This is a genomic window from Clostridium arbusti SL206 (assembly GCF_000246895.1).
Lineage (GTDB): Bacteria > Bacillota > Clostridia > Clostridiales > Clostridiaceae > Clostridium_I > Clostridium_I arbusti.
Map to the genome: position 1 here is coordinate 20,476 of NZ_BAEV01000028.1, position 17,857 is coordinate 38,332.

Here is a 17,857-nt window from a genome sequence, read left to right on the forward strand (position 1 = left end):
ATCATTTAGACATATTAGGCATATCCTGCATATTACTCATACTATTTATTATCTCAGGATTTACCATGCCAAATATCATTGCAACATGAGCTACTACAAGGAATCCACCAATAAGTATAAAATGAAGTTTCATCTTTTCTTTAATAGATTTGTTCTTAAAAATAATATTTAATTCCATCAAAGCAATTGGCAAAAGAAAAACAACACCACTTAAATAAAACCCTACAGCAACTACGTCTACCCAAGTATGCCATCCACTATTTGCTGTAAGTGGTATTATTACATTGATAAAGAGATATATAAATATAACTGTAAAATAAAAACCATCAATAATGCCTACAATCTTATTTAAAGTTCTAGTCCAACCTCTCTGAATATTATTAAAAATGATAAAAAATTCAGTAATTGTAAGAGTCTCTGCGGCTATTACAGGAATAGCCATAAAAATTATTAAGTTCCATGGCTGATTATTTGATAAAAGTGACATATAATGAGTCATGTTCATTTTATTACCTTCTTTCTTTTTTAAATAATAGTATCAAAAAGTTATGTTGATTTTATGAAGCTTTTAGATAAATTCACATATTATAATTAAAAGTATAAATTTATTTATACTAAATTTTACTAATAATATTCAAATTATCTGGACTATAATTTAGAATTACTTACTGACACAAAGATAAGAAGACCTATTTAGTAATTAATTTTGTTTTACTAAATAGGTCTTCTTATCTAATTAAATATTTTCAAATTAAAGTTACCTGTATGTCATTGCATCTTCTTATTTCAAATTAATTAGTAATTCTCCTGCTTTTACCTGTTGCTCTTCTTTTACATTTATAGATTCAACAATTCCATCACTAGTAGCTGCTATTCTAGTTTCCATTTTCATAGCTTCTACAATCATCAACGGTTGATTTTCAGTCACCTTATCACCTTCCGAAACTAATATCTTTAAAATCGTTCCCGGAATAGGTGCTCCAACTTCTAATGGATTTGAACTATCTGCCATCTTTGTAGAGAATATTTCTTGCAAATTTGTACTATTTTTATCTTTTATTTTAATTTCTCTACGATTACCATCAACTTCAAAATAGAGTCTCTTATTTCCTTCATTATCTATTTTCCCAACGCCTGCAAGCTTTATCATATATGTTTTTCCATTAGCTACTTCTGCTTCACAAGTTTCTCCTTCAGCAAGACCATGGAAGAATATATCACTGCCTAATCTACTTAAATCTCCAAATTCTTTGATATATTCTAAGTAACCCTCAAATACATCTGGATATAAAGCATAACTTAATATATCTTTATTATTTGGACTAAGGTCGTATTTATCCTTTAAATAATTCTCTATTTTATTGAAGTCTTCATCAGGAAGTAACTCTCCCGGTCTACATGTAATAGGTTCTTCACCTTTCAAAACTAAATCTTGAAGTTTTTTAGGGAATCCTTCCATTGGCTGACCCATCATACCTTTAAAATAAGCTACAACTGAATCTGGGAATGCCATGTTGGCAGCCTTGTCATATATATTCTCTGGAGTGATATCATTTTGAATCATAAATATAGCAAAATCCCCTACCATTTTAGATGATGGTGTTACTTTAACAATATCACCTAACATATCATTTACTTTTTTGTACATTGCTTTGATTTCACTAAATTTATGTCCAAGTCCAAAACTCTCTACTTGAGGTTTTAAATTTGAATACTGACCTCCTGGAATTTCATATTCATATATTTCCGCAGAACCTGATTTAAGTTCTGATTCAAACTTGTGATAAACAGGTCTAACTGCTGCCCAGTAGTCTGAGACCTGTTGAATGCCTCTTAAATCTATTCCAGTATCTCTCTTTGTATTTTTTAATGCAGCAGCTACTGAGTTTAATGCTGGTTGACTTGTAAGCCCTGACATACTGTTAAATGCTGTATCTACAATATCAACGCCTGCTTCTGCAGCCATTAGGACTGTTGCAACTCCATTACCTGTAGTATCATGAGTATGAAGATGTATTGGCATTCCAACCTCTTGTTTTAATGCACTTACTAGTTTATATGCCGCATGCGGTTTTAATAATGCAGACATATCTTTAATTCCAAGAATATGAGCTCCTGTTTTTTCTATTTCCTTAGCTAACTTTATATAATAGTCTAAATTATATTTTGTCTTCTTATCATTTAAAATGTCTCCAGTGTAGCAAATACAAGCTTCAGCTACTTTACCGCTCTTTAACACTTCATCTATGGATACTTCCATTCCCTTTAACCAATTTAAAGAATCAAAAATTCTAAATACATCTATACCACTATTTGCTGATTCTTTTATGAATTCACGTATTATATTATCTGGATAATTTTTGTAACCTACTGCATTTGCTCCACGTATAAGCATTTGAAAAAGTACATTTGGTATTTTCTTTCTAAGCTGTGCAAGTCTCTCCCAAGGTGACTCATTTAGGAATCTATAGGCTACATCAAAAGTAGCTCCTCCCCACATTTCAAATGAAAACAAATCTTTTCCACAGACAGATGCAGCTTCTGCTATCTTAAGCATATCTCTTGTTCTCACTCTAGTAGCCATCAAAGACTGATTAGCATCTCTCATAGTAGTATCTGTTAAAAGTAATTTATTTTGCTCTTTAACCCAATTTACAAGTCCTTCTGGTCCTTTAGTATCTAAAATTTGTTTTGTTCCATTTAAATTAGATTGAATTTCTATCTTAGGAACTACTGGCACATCGTATTCATTTTTAATTCCTTTGGTTTCATTAACTACCTTTTCTCCAATAAACTTTAATAATCTACTTTCTTCATCTGCATGTGGTTCAATATTTATTAATTCTGGATTTTCATCAATGAACCCTGTATCGCATTCTCCCTTTAAAAAAGTTGGATGATTTAACACATTGATTAAAAATCCTATATTTGTCTTTACTCCACTTATATTAGTTTCTTTAATTGCTCTAATAGCTTTTCTTATACAATCTTTAAAAGTCCTTGACCAAGATATATTTTTTACTAGAAGACTATCATAATAAGGGCTTATTACCGCTCCTGAAAAACCATTACCACCATCTAATCTTATTCCAAATCCAGAACTGGTTCTATAAACTTCTATTTTCCCTGTATCTGGTGCAAAATTATGAGATGGATCCTCTGTAGTTATTCTACATTGTATTGAATATCCTCTTACTTTCACATCATCTTGAGAATGTATACCTATTTCCTCAGAATCTAATTTATAGCCTTCAGCAATCAGAATCTGACTTTGTACAATATCTATACCTGTTACCATTTCTGTTATTGTATGTTCAACCTGAACTCTAGGATTCATTTCTATAAAATAATGATTTCCGTGCATATCAACTAAAAATTCTAATGTTCCTGCACTTCTATAATTAACTGATTTTGCTATTTTTATAGCATCTTCACAGATCTTATTTCTCTTTTCATCTGAAATAGAAAATGCCGGAGTATATTCTACAACTTTCTGATGTCTTCTTTGAATTGAACAATCTCTTTCATGCAAGTGAACAATATTGCCATATTTATCTCCTAAAACCTGCACTTCTATATGTTTTGGCTTTTCAATATATTTTTCCATAAACATAAGATCAACACCAAAGGCCTTCTTTGCTTCACTTTTTGCACTATTAAAAGAATCTGGCAATTCTTCTTCATTTCTTACAATTCTCATACCTCTTCCGCCACCGCCAGCAACAGCTTTTAGCATTATAGGATATCCACATTCTTTAGCAAGCTTTCTTGCTTGGTCTATTGATTCTATATTTTCTTCATAGCCTGGTATAGTTGGCACTCCAACTTGTTTAGCTGCTATTTTAGATTTAATTTTATCACCAAGTCTATCCATCATTTCTGCTGTAGGTCCAATAAATTCTATACCTGCTTCAGTACACTTTTTAGCAAACTCAGCATTTTCTGACAAGAATCCATATCCTGGATGAATAGCATCTACTCCTTTTTTAAGAGCAAGGCTAATAATTTCCTCAATATTTAGATAAGCTTCAACCGGACTCTTGTTTTCTCCTATTAAATAAGCCTCATCAGCTTTTGTTCTGAATAAAGAATATTTATCCTCATTAGAATAGATTGCAACTGTACGGATTCCTAGCTCTTTACAAGCTCTAAAAATTCTTATTGCAATTTCGCCTCTATTTGCAACTAATACTCTTTTAAATTCTTTCATTGTTAATCCTCCTAGTTTATCTACATTATCTTATAAAAAACGTCATTAATTCCTACTAATTAGAATAACTTGTTTTGTAGAAAAATGCAATATTTAAAGTAATTAAAATTCATATATATGTTGCAATAAATTATATTCATTATGGAAAGACTAATTTGTTCAGATCTAATTTAGTTATTATTAGTGTATAATTTTAATTTCAACTTATATATCAATTATTTTTAAATTTTTTGAATATTCAGTTGATATATATTTATAATGATGTTATAATGTAAACAAGAAGAAAATAAAAAAACTTCTTACAAATCCTAACTCATAGGATAAAATAATATAATTAAGCATCTAATAGTATCATATATATAACATACATGGTACAAATATTAATTATTTGACTGAAGTATAAGTATATAGATGATATCTATTACAGATGTGAAACACATTGAAATACAATTATGTGTAATATCAATCCATAAAATATAACATTTAAGGACTTAGTTATTATGTTTTATGAAAAGATAATTTATTACAACAAATTAAAAAACATCTTAATTTTATAATATCTAAATAGTATATTATAAAAAATAAATTATAGAAAAGGGTGATCAAAATACAATCAGAAGAACCAGGCTGTATAAATGAGTTAGGATTTGTTTAACCACCAATTAGTTATTATCATAGCTAATTGGTGGTTATTAATTTTTCTGTATTTTCTGAAGACGCCTTAAATGAATATTAAACACGCCATAAAAATTCATTAGAATAAACTCTATAGTACACTTACTCTCTAAATTAATATCATCTCTTTTGAATTACTCCTTGCTCTTGCCTTCATCAATAAGCTTTAATTTTTTAACTCTACTGAGCTGCTTTATGTAATATTCTCTTTTTGTAGCTTCACTTTTTGTCTTAAAAGTTTCAAAATACACAATCTTCACCGGGAGTCTTCCCCTTGTATATTTTGCACCTTTTCCACTGTTATGAACCATTAATCTATTTTTTAAATCATTTGTATATCCAGTGTACAAAGTTCCATCACTACATTTTAAAATGTAAACATAATTCATAATTTTATCCTCTTGAATTTTATATATATATATTTATATTATTATTGTTCTATACTCACATAATAATATTATAGCATACACACTTCTTCAATGAGGTAAGGCACATTCAAATAAATAACTAGTCAGTATGCTAGTATATTTTGAATCCCACCGCGTCAACAGAACCCTAATATAGCTCACTATCTCAGGAACCTATTTCCTTGTTGACTTCAAAATATACGTCGCATCTTTGACTTGTTATTTATTTTCATATGCCTAACATAAAAAAATAGTGATTTTACAAATACTATTATACAAAATTAATGATAAGATGTGTAACTATAACAATAAAGACTTTCAAAGTCTATATAATATAGTTATAATATAATAAGATATAATCCATATGTTTCAATAAATTATATTCATTATAAAATTGCTAATTTGTTTAGAACTCATCTACTAACTACTATTAGTGTATAATTTTAATTGCAACTTATATATATTTAAAAAACATAAAATAGTCAGAGGGCTGAGTTAGCCTTTTTTTTATTAAAATAAGGACGTGATACTTTTGCAAAACTCTTTAAACATACTAAAAAATATTCCTATTTTTTCTCATCTTTCTGATGAAGTTATACAAAAAATAATTGAATTACAAAAGACAAAAAAATATAAAAAAGGTGAAATAATTTTTTATGAGGGAGATAAGGGGGAAGCTTTCTTCTTTGTTAAGTCTGGAAAAGTTAAAATCTATAAAACTTCTCTCGATGGCAGAGATATTACTTTAAATATATTAGGTGAAGGTTCGATTTTCGCAGAAGTTACTCTATTTAATGATATTAATTATCCTGCCACTGTAGAGGTGCTAGAAAATAGTGAGATAGGAATGATTTTAAATAAGGATATTGAGCAGATGATTTTAAATAATACTATATTGGCTTTGCAGATAATCAAAGTTCTTACTAAAAGGCTCTATCGTTCTCAAAAGACACTGAAAGAAATGGCCTTCAGTGATACCTACAACAGAATATCTAGAACCTTACTAGATTTATGTGAAAGACATGGCAAAAAAACGGAATTAGGCATTGAGATCGACACAGCTATAACAAGACAGGATATAGCAAATATGGTTGGTACCTCCCGTGAAACTGTAAGTAGAGTCATAAGCGAGCTTAAAAAAGAGAAAATTTTAGATACATCTTCTAAGAAAATTATAGTCATGGATAAAAACAAATTAACAGAATGTATTGATGAATTTTAGAATTGAATATTATAATGGTTTCAAATTATAGAGACATTTCCTAGATAAACCTAAAAAATTCAAAAAGTTGGTGATGAATTGTTTAATTTAAAAGATGAAAATATATCAATTAAAATATTGCTTTTTGCAAGCTGCCTCATATTATTTTTCTTAATTTTAATTTCTATATTATATTATGGCAACAATACCCTCTTAGGAAATTTTTATGAGCCTAACAATGATGATGTAAAATTCATTAGAAGTGCTTGGAATTTAGTGCAAACAGGAGTATATACATATCATAAACCACCAGTTCCAACAGTTTTTATGATGCCTGGTCTTTCATATACATTAGCTTTCTTTATGTCAATTTTCGGTAAATTTGGTGGTATAACAGCTTTTCGTATTACTCAAGGAGCAATACAAGTACTATCTCTGCTTCTATTATTTTTTATAGCAAGAAAGGTGTTTAACAGTAAAGTAGCTATTGTTGCAATAATAATGGATTTAATTTACATACCTGAAATTTGGGTTCCTAATCTCATATTAACTGAAACATTCTTCAAATTTTTTGTATTGTGTCTCGTTTATTTTTCCATATATGCTATAGATAAAGATAGAACTAAATTTTATCTTTTAGGTGGTGCAGCTTTAGGTTTTGCGACCCTATTTAGACCTACTATATCTACATATCCTGTGATTATTTTAATTATATGGATTATAAAAAAATTAAGCTTTAAAAAAGCTGTTAAATATACTTTAACTGTTACAGTAGTATTTTGTATAGTATTAAGCCCATGGTGGATAAGAAATTATAAAACATTTAATAAATTTATTCCATTTACCTTAGCTACAGGCAATCCCATGCTCCAAGGTACCTTTATTAATTATGATCAAACTACTAAGTCAACAGATGGATTAGATTATACTCATTATAATACTAAAAATCCTAAACTTTCTGAAATACAAAGAAATACTATGGAAATGGTTCTTTCAAAATACAGATTAGAAAGTCTTTTTCCAAAGGAACCCTTAAAATTTATTCGCTGGTATACTATAGGTAAAAGTAAGATTCAGGTTAGGACACCCTTCTATTGGAAAAATATTTTTAACATAAAATATAAAATTGTAGAGCACTATCATTACATAATACTTATTTTAAGCCTTGCTGGTGCCATATTATATTTTTTAAGTCCCAATAAAAATATACTTGGAATTTTACCCATAGCAACGGTAGTGTATTTTATTCTTATATATCTTCCATTTTTCACTATGAGTAGATATTTTTATCCGGTTATGCCTATTTTAATTATGTTTTCTTCCTATATTTTTGTAAGTATATTTGAAAATATTCCTTTCAACAAAAAAATAAGTTTCTAAACTTATTTTGCAGTATTTATTAAAAAAGAGCGAACTAACATTTAAGCTAGTTCGCCCTTTCTTAATATTTTATCCCATCATTTTAGCTAAATCTGCTTTTGCATCTCCACTTACTAAATTTAAGTTAAAGTTATCTTGTAATACCTTTATTACTCCCTCTGATAAAAATTTAGGTGCTGAAGGTCCTACATATACATTTTTAATTCCAAGACTGAATAATCCAAGTAATATTGCAACAGCTTTTTGTTCAAACCATGATAATACAATACTTACAGGAAGATCATTAACGCTGCAACCAAATGCCTCTGCTAGAGCAAGTGCAATTTTTACTGTTGAACCAGAATTATTACATTGTCCAAGATCAATATATCTTGGAATATCTGTTCCTGGTACTGTTCCAAAATCTATGTCGTTAAATCTGAATTTACCACAAGATGTAGTTAATATTACACATTCCTTTGGAAGTGCTTCTGCAAGATCTCTATAATAATTTCTTCCCTTAGTAGGTGCATCACAGCCAGCTATTACGAAAAATCTCTTAATCTTACCAGACTTAACAGCCTCAATTATTTCTGGTGCTATTGATAATACTGTATTATGATGGAAACCAGTAGTTAGTGTCTTATCTGATTCTATATTTGCTTCTTTTAATTCCAATGCTTTATTTATTAATGGACTAAAATCATTGTTTTGAATCTTTTCAATTCCTTCAAGTCCTGCTGTTCCATAAGTCCAGAATCTATCTGCATAAGTTCCTGTAGTTATTGGCATTAAGCAGTTTGTAGTTCCAAGAATTGCTCCTGGGAATTTCTCAAATAACTGTCTTTGATCATACCAAGCCTTACCTACATTACCCTTTAAGTGAGAGTATTTCTTAAGCTCTGGATACCCATGAGCTGGAAGCATTTCAGAATGAGTATATATATTTATTCCTTTTCCCTCTGTTTGTTTTAAAAGTTCCTCTAGTGCATATAAATTGTGACCTGTAACTAATATACAGTGACCTTGAACCTTGTCCTGTGTTACTACCGCAGGTACTGGTACCCCAAGTTTTGAAGTATGTGCATTATCTAAAAGATCCATAACTTTAACTGCTGCTGTACCAACCTTTAATGCCATTCCTACATTTTCTTCCAAACTAAAATTTGAATTTGTAAGTGTTGTATACAAAGCTTCATTAACTATCTGATCAACTTCTGGATCTGTCTTTCCTAACTCATTTGCATGAGTTCTATATGCCGCTACTCCCTTTAATCCAAATATTATTGTATCTTGAAGACTTGCTATTTCAGGGTTTTTACCACAAACACCAAACTTTGTACATCCACCTACTGGTGTTTGCTCACATTGATAACAGAACATAGGATTGCATGTATTTTTATTTTCATCTTTTTTAAATATATTAATCATTTTTTAATCTCCCCTTTTTTATATTAACTCTATGACCCTATTCTATTATAATTAAATAACATATTCAGTGATGTACATCACATTATAAGAAAATCTTTTATCTTTTTATTATAAAATTATATTTGTACATAAAAAAACACTATCAACGTTTATTTAAACTTTGATAGCGTTAATTGAGTTTTATAATTTTCATTATAATATTTTACTAAAAATAATATTTAAAATAATTCTTTAGAACTTAACATCACTCTTATTTCTTATTGAGAATGTACTAATTGCAACATATGGCCTTTTACAAAGTTCTGCCACCTTGTCTCTAATAACTAGATTGGCTATAGCGAAAGTAATTAAAGCTATTATAATACCGTATACTCCATCTAGAATAACATGCTGTTTTATAAAAAGTGTAGATAAAATTATAACTACATTTAATATAGTAACAACAATACTTAATATTATATTTCTATTTTTACACTTCCATATACCCTCTATCATAAAGAAACAAGTCATCACATGTATACTTGGGAAACAGTTAAATGGATTATCTGCTCTATATAACATTTTCAATATACCCGTAAATACATCATTACCCACCAATATAGGTCTTGTGATAGTTGTCTGAAAAAAATAAAAAGTTAGATATGATATTAGAAGTCCACATACTAAACTAATTAAAAGCTTACAATAGGTCAATTTATCCTTTGTGCATATGTAAAAGAACACTAGCGGTACTAAAGGATACCAAACTACATAGGGTACTATAAATTCTTTTATAAAAGGTATACTTCTATCTATACTAGTAGCTAGGCTGCTAGTTCCTCTTACAGAAGAGTTCAAAAGTCCATAGCATATATTTAATATTAATATGGGAACCATAAAACAGAAAGCTGATATATTGTTACGTATTTTATTCATTGTATTCCCCCTTAGGATAAAAAGGTGATTTTATCTCATAATTAAACCTCATATTTATTATAATTAATTATACCTAGTTTACGCTCGGATTCTTTATTAACAAGCCAAATCCCTATACATACACATATAAGTGCTATAATGTTCTTTAAACTAAATATACTTTCTCTCAAGAAAATTGATGATAGTATAACTCCAAAAACAGGAATCAAAAAATTAAAGACAGCCACTGAACCAACTTTATTGTATTTTAAAAGCAGTGCCCATAGTGAAAAGGCTGTAGCTGATAATATAGCCATATAAATTAACAATAAAGAAGAACCTACGTTAAAATTATATACTCTCCCACCTAAAAACATTCCTAGTAATGTTAAAATTATTCCCCCAATAAAGAGATTATAACCTGTAACTACCATTACATCCATAGTTGTTGTAAGCTTTTTCCCATAAATAGCTGCTGCTGCAAAAATAAAAGCAGCTAAAATTATAAAACCCTCTCCGCTAAAACTAAAGGAACTTTTAAATAGATCTATACTAAAGTTTATAGACATTACCCCTATAAACCCTATAATGCATCCAATTATCTTATTTCTATTCAATTTATCATTTTTATAAATATAATTAGCTAATACTACACTAAAAAAAGTACCGGTAGCATTCATTATTGACCCTTTAACTCCAGTAGTATTAGAAAGCCCCACATAGAAAAATATATACTGCACTGCTGTCTGCGTAAATCCTAACATAAATATTTGAGACATATTTCTCTTAGATAGAGTAATTATACTCTTTCCACTTAATCTGGCTATACTAAGTACAATTATACCCGCTATAGTAAACCTATACCCAGCAAATATAATTTCAGAAGCTATATCACCCTGAGAAATATTGAATAATCTATATCCGATTTTTACAGCAGGATAGGCACTTCCCCATAGTAGACAACATAGAGAAGCAATGAAAACAACAAATTTTTTATTTGTAAATATATTATTTGTATTATGCAAAGTATTATAAGTCCCTTCTTTTTATTACATTTCCCTATTATAGTCCAATAAAGGCTAAATTTCAACAAATCAAATTATTACTTATTAATCTTCACGATATTTGCTTAATATTTATAAAAAAAGTTATTGAAATTAAAATAGAAAAACCAGTTTATTAGATGGGTTATACGGTTATGTATTATTTTACCACTAATTAGCATCTTATAAATACTAATCAGTGGCTTTAGGTATCTGAAAAAAAATAACAAGTCAAATATGCCACGGATATTTTGTGTCATACTGACTGGCCATTTCTTAAAGATGCCTTAATTATAGATATTTATCTAATATATTATTATTCTTCAAGGTGTTTACAAGCGACTTTATTTCTTGATCTTTATTTTTATCCATTATCAGAATTACATCTCCTGAATCCACTATAATTAAATCTTTTATTCCAAACCCTATTACAAGCTTATCTTTTCCAAATATGCAGCAGTTTTCGCTTTGCTCTAAAAATGTATTCCCATTAATACTATTTCCCCGGTAATCATTCAAAAATCTAGACAATGCAACAAAATTACCTATATCATCCCATCTAAAGTCACATTTAACTACATAGGCCTTTCGGGTTTTTTGTCATTATACCAAAATCTACTGATATACCATCTATAAGATCATACTGCTCTCGTATAATTTCTTCTTCCTTTTCTGTGCCTAAATACTGATATATAGTCATAAGGCTTTTATACATCTTAGGAAGATATTTTTCCATCTCTCTTAGAAATGAATCTGCCCTCCATATAAACATCCCACTATTCCATAAATAGTTTTCTGCTAATAAAAAATCCTTTGCAACTTCGATATTAGGCTTTTCAACAAATCTTTCTACTTTATAAGTAGAATTAACAGAAGTAATCTTTTCTCCCATCTGTATATACCCATATCCCGTTTCAGGTCTTGTTGGTGGAATACCAATAGTCACAAGCCCTCTTCTTCTTTGTACTACATCAACTCCTTGCTTTAATGTATCTATAAATTCTTTTTTTCCTTCAACATGATGATCAGAAGGAAGAACCATCATTACTGCATCATTATCTTTTTTTAATAACTTTATAGCTGACAATCCTATACAAGTAGCAGTTTCCTTATTGACAGGCTCTGCATAAACATTTTCTTTCTTTATTTCTGGCAGTTCTTCATATACTTTTTCTATATAATTTTCATTAGTCACAATATATATATTTTCCTTATCGACTAATGGCTTTATTCTATCAACAGTATTTCTTAAAAAGCTTTTATTATTAATTACTTTTAAGAATTGTTTAGGGTTCTCTTCACGAGATAGAGGATAAAGTCTTGTTCCCTTTCCACCTGCCAATATTAGCGCATATAACAAAAAAAACACCTCAATAATTATTGCTCACACTAATATGATATGAACAAATATATTATAAGGTGATTAACACTCTAGTGCTTTGTTTAACGCCTAGAGTGTTTTTATTTTTTAACTATTTCCTATCTACACATCTTTATATTCTACATCTATTACTTCTCCATCCAAATCGTCATTTGATGTAAATCTAGAAGTATCATTATAGTTTTTTCTTGCACTTGTATTTATTTTTGATTCACTCTTTTTAAAATGCTCTTTAAAATATCTTTTTCCTCTTATTGCGGCATAAATTATAACTCCTGCTATTATAAGTAAAGGTATTAAATGTATCAATAGATATCCGCCTATCAATACAACCGCCGCTATAATCATTAAACCAAATATTCCCGAAAGACTTTTTCCCATGAATTCCATTTTCCCACTTCTTTCTTTAAATTATACAAATATATATCTTCGAAGAAATAATCAATTGCTACTCTCTCAAAATGTTTTGCTTATTATTTCTCTTCATATATCTAATATTATGTATAAACTAATTACTTTTAACTATGTATTCATTATATCACAAATTCATAAAGAGTTATTTAATATTACTTAATAAAGTATTAATAAATTGTTAAATTTACAATGCATACATAAATATTATAAGAATATATTTATAATAATATAATTAATATAGGGAGGTTATGAAATGTATCCATTTACACCTAATTCCTATGATAAAACATCAAAATATCTTTTTAACTTAATAGGCAATATAAATGAATGTATTAAATTTATAAATGGGGTAGTAGATGAATTGTTAATGGTAGACAAATTTAATAAGAGTGCAGATTTTTTAAAGTTTATAATTCATTTTAATCAAGGAAGCTTTTCTAGTTTTAAATGTGAAGGATACATGGAGTGTCTTATAGCTTCTAAATTCTATGCTCCATCTCTTTTATGTTATTTGTTAAATGAAATAGATATTTCACTTAATCATTTTAATGAATCTCTTATATACCTTGAAAAAGTAAAAACAAACTATAGAACGCTAAATAATGAAGATTTCAAAAAATTGCTAGAAGAGATGGATAGCTTTACTAGTATATCAAAGGTAATAAAAGATGTGGCTGATCTTTACAATATCCCATTTTAGCAAATATATTTTTAAATATAAAAGATATTTCGGTGGCAAATGGACATAAAACATAGGAATCCATCTCCACCCTATTCTTAAATTAATGTAAAAATAAATTATACTGTAATTATCCAATAATAACAATTGACTATTTACTTTTAGAAACAAATTCATTTTTTTCTATAAAAAATCTCCAAGGGAAATCTTTTGCCTCCTCTGCATAATCAATGCCTATCCTCTTTGATATTCCTATATTGAAGGACTTACTATCACTTTCTTCAATAAATAAAACATCTCCACATAAATCAATCCCATTACATGACTTATCAATAGCAAATGCTTTACAAAGTTTTGATGGCCCATTTGTCAGATTTATTATCTGTCTCTTTTTTAAATCATCAAAAGATAGGTCAAATCGTCTTTTACTCATTATATTTAGCCCTTCTATTGGTTCAATTGCTCTAATAAGCACTGCTTCTCCTATACCTTCTTCTCTAGTAATTACATTCATACAATGATACATTCCATAAATAAAAAATACATAGGAAAAACCGGGATTTCCATACATGATTTCTACCCTCTTAGTTCTTCTTCCATTATACGTATGAGCTGCTTTATCCATAAATCCTTTATAAGCTTCAACTTCTACTATCTTGCCCTTAGTTATTTCACCTTCAACTTTACGCACTAATATTTTACCTAAAAGTCCCTTCGCAACTACAACAGTATCCCTATTATAAAATTCTCTTTTTAGCTTCATATTAAATCACCTCTTAAATATAATTCACAAACGCAAGTCATCTAATTCAAATATATCACTAATATCTTCAATCATACAGCCACTCAAGCTCTAAGTATAGTAACTATCAGAGATTTATTATAATACAAAATAGTCTAATTAATAATTTATTATATTTTTAAAATCTCTAAATTGAATAAAACATAAAATTAATGTCAAAATTATCTAATGTATCTAAAATAATTCTATTAATAAACCACAATACAAAATTCAAGAGGTGGTATAATGTACAATTTTAATAAAAACAATATTGAAAATAATATTCAAACAGTCTTAAATAGATTTAAACGAGACTTTTTTATTGAATACAATAATTCTTCACTAAAAACTAAATCATTAATGAAAAAATATTTCCAACATATTTATAGAAGATGGTATTATTCTTCTTTAGTATTTAATAATTATCTTTCACCATCGAATATTATAAATAAAATTTCTTTAAAAAATCATACTACTAATAACACCATGATGACTATAGCAAAACCAATATTAAAAAACAATAAAATTTGCGATATAGATTTTAATTTTTATGAATACAGTATAGAAAGTCATCCTGTTATAAAAGATCTTTGCCTTCTCACAAGCTTTTTTACTCCTGATAGAGAAATTGAAGGAAATGGATTTTTGCATACAAAACTCATTGAGTCTATTAAATATAAATTCACTATACCAGACGTATTTTATATAAATTACTTAACTCAGCTATCTTTTGATTTAGGAATTATAAAAAAGCTCCCATCAATAAACTGTAATAGGGCTCAAATTTGCTATAATGCTGATTTTTGGGAAAATGATAATAATGCACAATTTGATAAAATTATAAAAACATCTATAGCTATATCATCAAAAAAATTATGTGAAACATTATCTGAAGTAGACAATTTTTTTAATGTAAATTACTTAAATTCTTTGATTAAAAATGGAGTACATATAGAAAATACCATTGAAAATGACTTCTTAAGAAATCTAAATCTCACCCTTAATGATATTATGTCTATTATAGTAAAAGATCCAAAAGACCTATCAGACAATGAACTTGATACATTAAAGTTATTTAATTACCTTGGTTCTTTCATTGAAACATATTTTATAACAATACTAGGCCAATATTTAGGTATAATAAATCCTATTAATACCTATACCTTTATATTCCCTATAGAAATACAAAAGTATACAAAAAATTGCACTATAAATTGTACTCCGGAAATACTTTTATTTAATCCATGCTCACTTTATGATCTTTCAAGTTTTGGAGAAGTTTATATGGGTTCTAAAGTAAAAGGTACAAAACTTGAAACTATACCAAAGAATATAGATTATAGTAAACTTAATAGCTCCTTAAATACATTAAATAGCTTTAATGAAATTACACTAGATGATATTCTTAATTTAAAGTAGTCATATTAAATATAGTTTGATCTATTCTTAAAACAGCAATCTGTTTAATTATGGAAAATATGTCTTCTTTATGATATCTACACATCTATAAGTTATACTTAAAAAGAATAAATATTATCTATGCAAAAACGAGGGGAGATCATAAATGAGTATAAAAAAAGAGAAACTAAAAGTCTATAATATGACTTGTACCTCCTGTGAAGTAAGAGTTGAAAATACTATAAAAAAAATAGTGGGCGTAAAAAATGCTTTAGCTAGTTTTAGTTCACAACAAGTAATCATTGAATACGATTCAAATCTATGTAATATAGAAGATATTAAACTTGCCATAAAGAATTCTGGATACAGTACTGATAATCCCGGAAGTTTCAAAATTGTTGGTATATTGATAATAGCTGCAGCTATTATCTTATTAGGTACATCTACTGCGGGGTTTGACATGACTTCTAAATTAAATGGTGCAACTTATTTCATGTTATTTGTTGTAGGTGTACTAACCTCCATACACTGCATAGGTATGTGTGGAGGAATTATGCTTTCTCAAAGTATGGTTAAAAATAAATGCAATAAATTTGAAGCTATAAAGCCTGCTCTTTTATATAATGCTGGCAGAATAGTTTCCTATACTGTCCTTGGTGGACTTGTTGGAGCTCTTGGTTCTGTGCTTTCATTATCAATATCAATAAAATCAGGTCTTCAAATATTTGCAGGTATATTTATGATAATAATGGGACTAAATATGTCTGGTTTTAGTGTATTTAGAAAACTTAATATTAAACTTCCTTGGTCATCCTGTTCACTTAAAAGAAAACCCAGAACTCCATTTTTTATAGGTATATTGAATGGTCTTATGCCTTGTGGACCTTTACAAACAATGCAACTTTATGCCTTAGGTACTGGAAGCTTAAGCAAAGGCGCACTATCTATGTTTCTATTTTCTTTAGGAACTATTCCTTTGATGTTATGTTTTGGGGCGGTATCAGGTATACTAAGTAAGGGCTACACAAAAACTATATTAAAATTTAGCGGAATCATTGTAGTAGTCCTTGGCATTATTATGGGAACAAGAGGATTATCCTTAGCAGGAATTAATGTACCAAATTTAAGCTTTAACAATACAACTGAAGTACTAGGAGGAGTTAATAATTCCTCTTCTAAGTCAAATAATTCTTATAAGCCAGTAATAGAGAATGGTGTCCAAGTAATAAAAATGAATGCAGATAACAGTGGTTATACCCCTAACATACTTTACGTGCAAAAAAATATGCCTGTAAAATGGATAATAAATGGTAAAGAACTTACCTCTTGCAATAATGGACTAGTAGTACCCTCTCTTGATATACAGCAAAGTCTAAAATCAGGAGACAATATTATAGAATTTACCCCAAAGGATAAAGATATAAGTTTCAGTTGCTGGATGGGTATGATACGTGGTGTAATAAAAGTAGTTGATAATATTGAAAAAGTTGATACTTCAAAAACATCAACTGAATTACCACCTTCTAGTAGTGGTGGAATGCATTGTGGTGGAGCCACTGATCAAAGTACCCCACAACAGGACAGTATCTATGGAAGTGATTTAAGCAAAATTTCTACAGATGTACTAGTTCATAAAGCCACTGTATCTAACAATATACAAACTACAGAAATGAAAGGTATAGGCAACGATTTTAATCCTATTATAGCCGTTTTGAATAAAGATATGGATACACAGTTAACTTTTGATTTAAGTAGTTTCAATAATCCTGATGGTAAATTTTCTATAGTAAATGCTACTACTGGAGATACTATAATAAGCTTTGATGGTAAAAAAGGGATAGTTAAAGTTAAAATTAATTCAAGTGGGGCATACGGAATAGTTAAAGATAATAATGCATTAGGTATTATTGAAGTAGTTGATAATATTAATACAGCTGACTCACAAGCTATACGAGAAAAGTATATTGCTACTAATTGAAGCAAA

The 17,857-nt window shown here is 28.6% G+C and carries 13 protein-coding genes and 1 pseudogene; 5 read left to right on the forward strand and 9 right to left on the reverse strand.

Annotated elements, in window-relative coordinates; all coding sequences use genetic code 11:
• Window position 1 precedes the first annotated feature (1 nt).
• From RH99_RS07145 to RH99_RS07155, 3 genes are all read right to left on the reverse strand, one after another.
• Window positions 2–505, reverse strand: coding sequence for a DUF6803 family protein (locus RH99_RS07145; RefSeq protein WP_010235895.1), 504 nt, complete (start codon window positions 503–505; stop codon window positions 2–4).
• A gap of 276 nt (window positions 506–781) precedes the next feature.
• Window positions 782–4,210, reverse strand: coding sequence for a pyruvate carboxylase (locus RH99_RS07150; RefSeq protein WP_010235897.1), 3,429 nt, complete (start codon window positions 4,208–4,210; stop codon window positions 782–784).
• Between the two features lie 809 nt (window positions 4,211–5,019).
• Window positions 5,020–5,274: a GIY-YIG nuclease family protein gene (locus RH99_RS07155; RefSeq protein WP_010235900.1), complete on the reverse strand. Its 255-nt coding sequence runs from the start codon at window positions 5,272–5,274 to the stop codon at window positions 5,020–5,022.
• A gap of 541 nt (window positions 5,275–5,815) precedes the next feature.
• Between RH99_RS07155 and RH99_RS07160 the strand changes: the two genes are divergently transcribed.
• Both RH99_RS07160 and RH99_RS07165 read left to right on the forward strand, forming a co-directional pair.
• Entirely contained in the window at window positions 5,816–6,514 is a 699-nt protein-coding gene (locus RH99_RS07160; RefSeq protein ID WP_243441464.1) for a Crp/Fnr family transcriptional regulator, read from the forward strand.
• A gap of 78 nt (window positions 6,515–6,592) precedes the next feature.
• Window positions 6,593–7,873, forward strand: a complete 1,281-nt coding sequence (locus RH99_RS07165; RefSeq protein ID WP_010235907.1) for a glycosyltransferase family 39 protein — start codon at window positions 6,593–6,595, stop codon at window positions 7,871–7,873.
• A 69-nt stretch (window positions 7,874–7,942) separates the two neighbouring features.
• On the opposite strand, the gene hcp is transcribed toward RH99_RS07165, so the two are convergent.
• The 5 genes and pseudogenes from hcp to RH99_RS07190 all read right to left on the reverse strand — a co-directional run bounded on the left by hcp (window position 7,943) and on the right by RH99_RS07190 (window position 12,991).
• A complete protein-coding gene (gene hcp / locus RH99_RS07170) occupies window positions 7,943–9,235 on the reverse strand; it encodes a hydroxylamine reductase (protein WP_010235910.1) in 1,293 nt (430 codons plus the stop codon).
• Window positions 9,236–9,514: 279 nt separating this feature from the next.
• The gene (locus RH99_RS07175; RefSeq protein WP_010235913.1) at window positions 9,515–10,198 is read right to left on the reverse strand and encodes a phosphatase PAP2 family protein; all 684 of its coding nucleotides are present in this window, start codon (window positions 10,196–10,198) and stop codon (window positions 9,515–9,517) included.
• A gap of 41 nt (window positions 10,199–10,239) precedes the next feature.
• A complete protein-coding gene (locus RH99_RS07180; RefSeq protein ID WP_010235916.1) occupies window positions 10,240–11,202 on the reverse strand; it encodes a DMT family transporter in 963 nt (320 codons plus the stop codon).
• Between the two features lie 309 nt (window positions 11,203–11,511).
• Window positions 11,512–12,580, reverse strand: a pseudogene (locus tag RH99_RS07185) (mannose-1-phosphate guanylyltransferase).
• 123 nt (window positions 12,581–12,703) lie between these two features.
• The gene (locus tag RH99_RS07190; protein ID WP_026038430.1) at window positions 12,704–12,991 is read right to left on the reverse strand and encodes a hypothetical protein; all 288 of its coding nucleotides are present in this window, start codon (window positions 12,989–12,991) and stop codon (window positions 12,704–12,706) included.
• A gap of 277 nt (window positions 12,992–13,268) precedes the next feature.
• Here RH99_RS07190 and RH99_RS07195 point away from each other — a divergent pair, with 277 nt between their 5' ends.
• Window positions 13,269–13,715, forward strand: coding sequence for a hypothetical protein (locus tag RH99_RS07195; protein ID WP_010235926.1), 447 nt, complete (start codon window positions 13,269–13,271; stop codon window positions 13,713–13,715).
• A 130-nt stretch (window positions 13,716–13,845) separates the two neighbouring features.
• Here the strand turns inward: RH99_RS07195 and RH99_RS07200 are convergent, their stop codons facing one another.
• Window positions 13,846–14,457: a DNA-3-methyladenine glycosylase gene (locus RH99_RS07200; protein WP_010235929.1), complete on the reverse strand. Its 612-nt coding sequence runs from the start codon at window positions 14,455–14,457 to the stop codon at window positions 13,846–13,848.
• Between the two features lie 264 nt (window positions 14,458–14,721).
• Here RH99_RS07200 and RH99_RS07205 point away from each other — a divergent pair, with 264 nt between their 5' ends.
• Together RH99_RS07205 and RH99_RS07210 are read left to right on the forward strand one after the other, a co-directional pair.
• Window positions 14,722–15,894, forward strand: coding sequence for a hypothetical protein (locus RH99_RS07205; RefSeq protein WP_010235931.1), 1,173 nt, complete (start codon window positions 14,722–14,724; stop codon window positions 15,892–15,894).
• Window positions 15,895–16,039: 145 nt separating this feature from the next.
• A complete protein-coding gene (locus RH99_RS07210; RefSeq protein WP_010235934.1) occupies window positions 16,040–17,851 on the forward strand; it encodes an urease accessory protein UreH domain-containing protein in 1,812 nt (603 codons plus the stop codon).
• The last annotated feature ends 6 nt before the right edge of the window (window positions 17,852–17,857 follow it).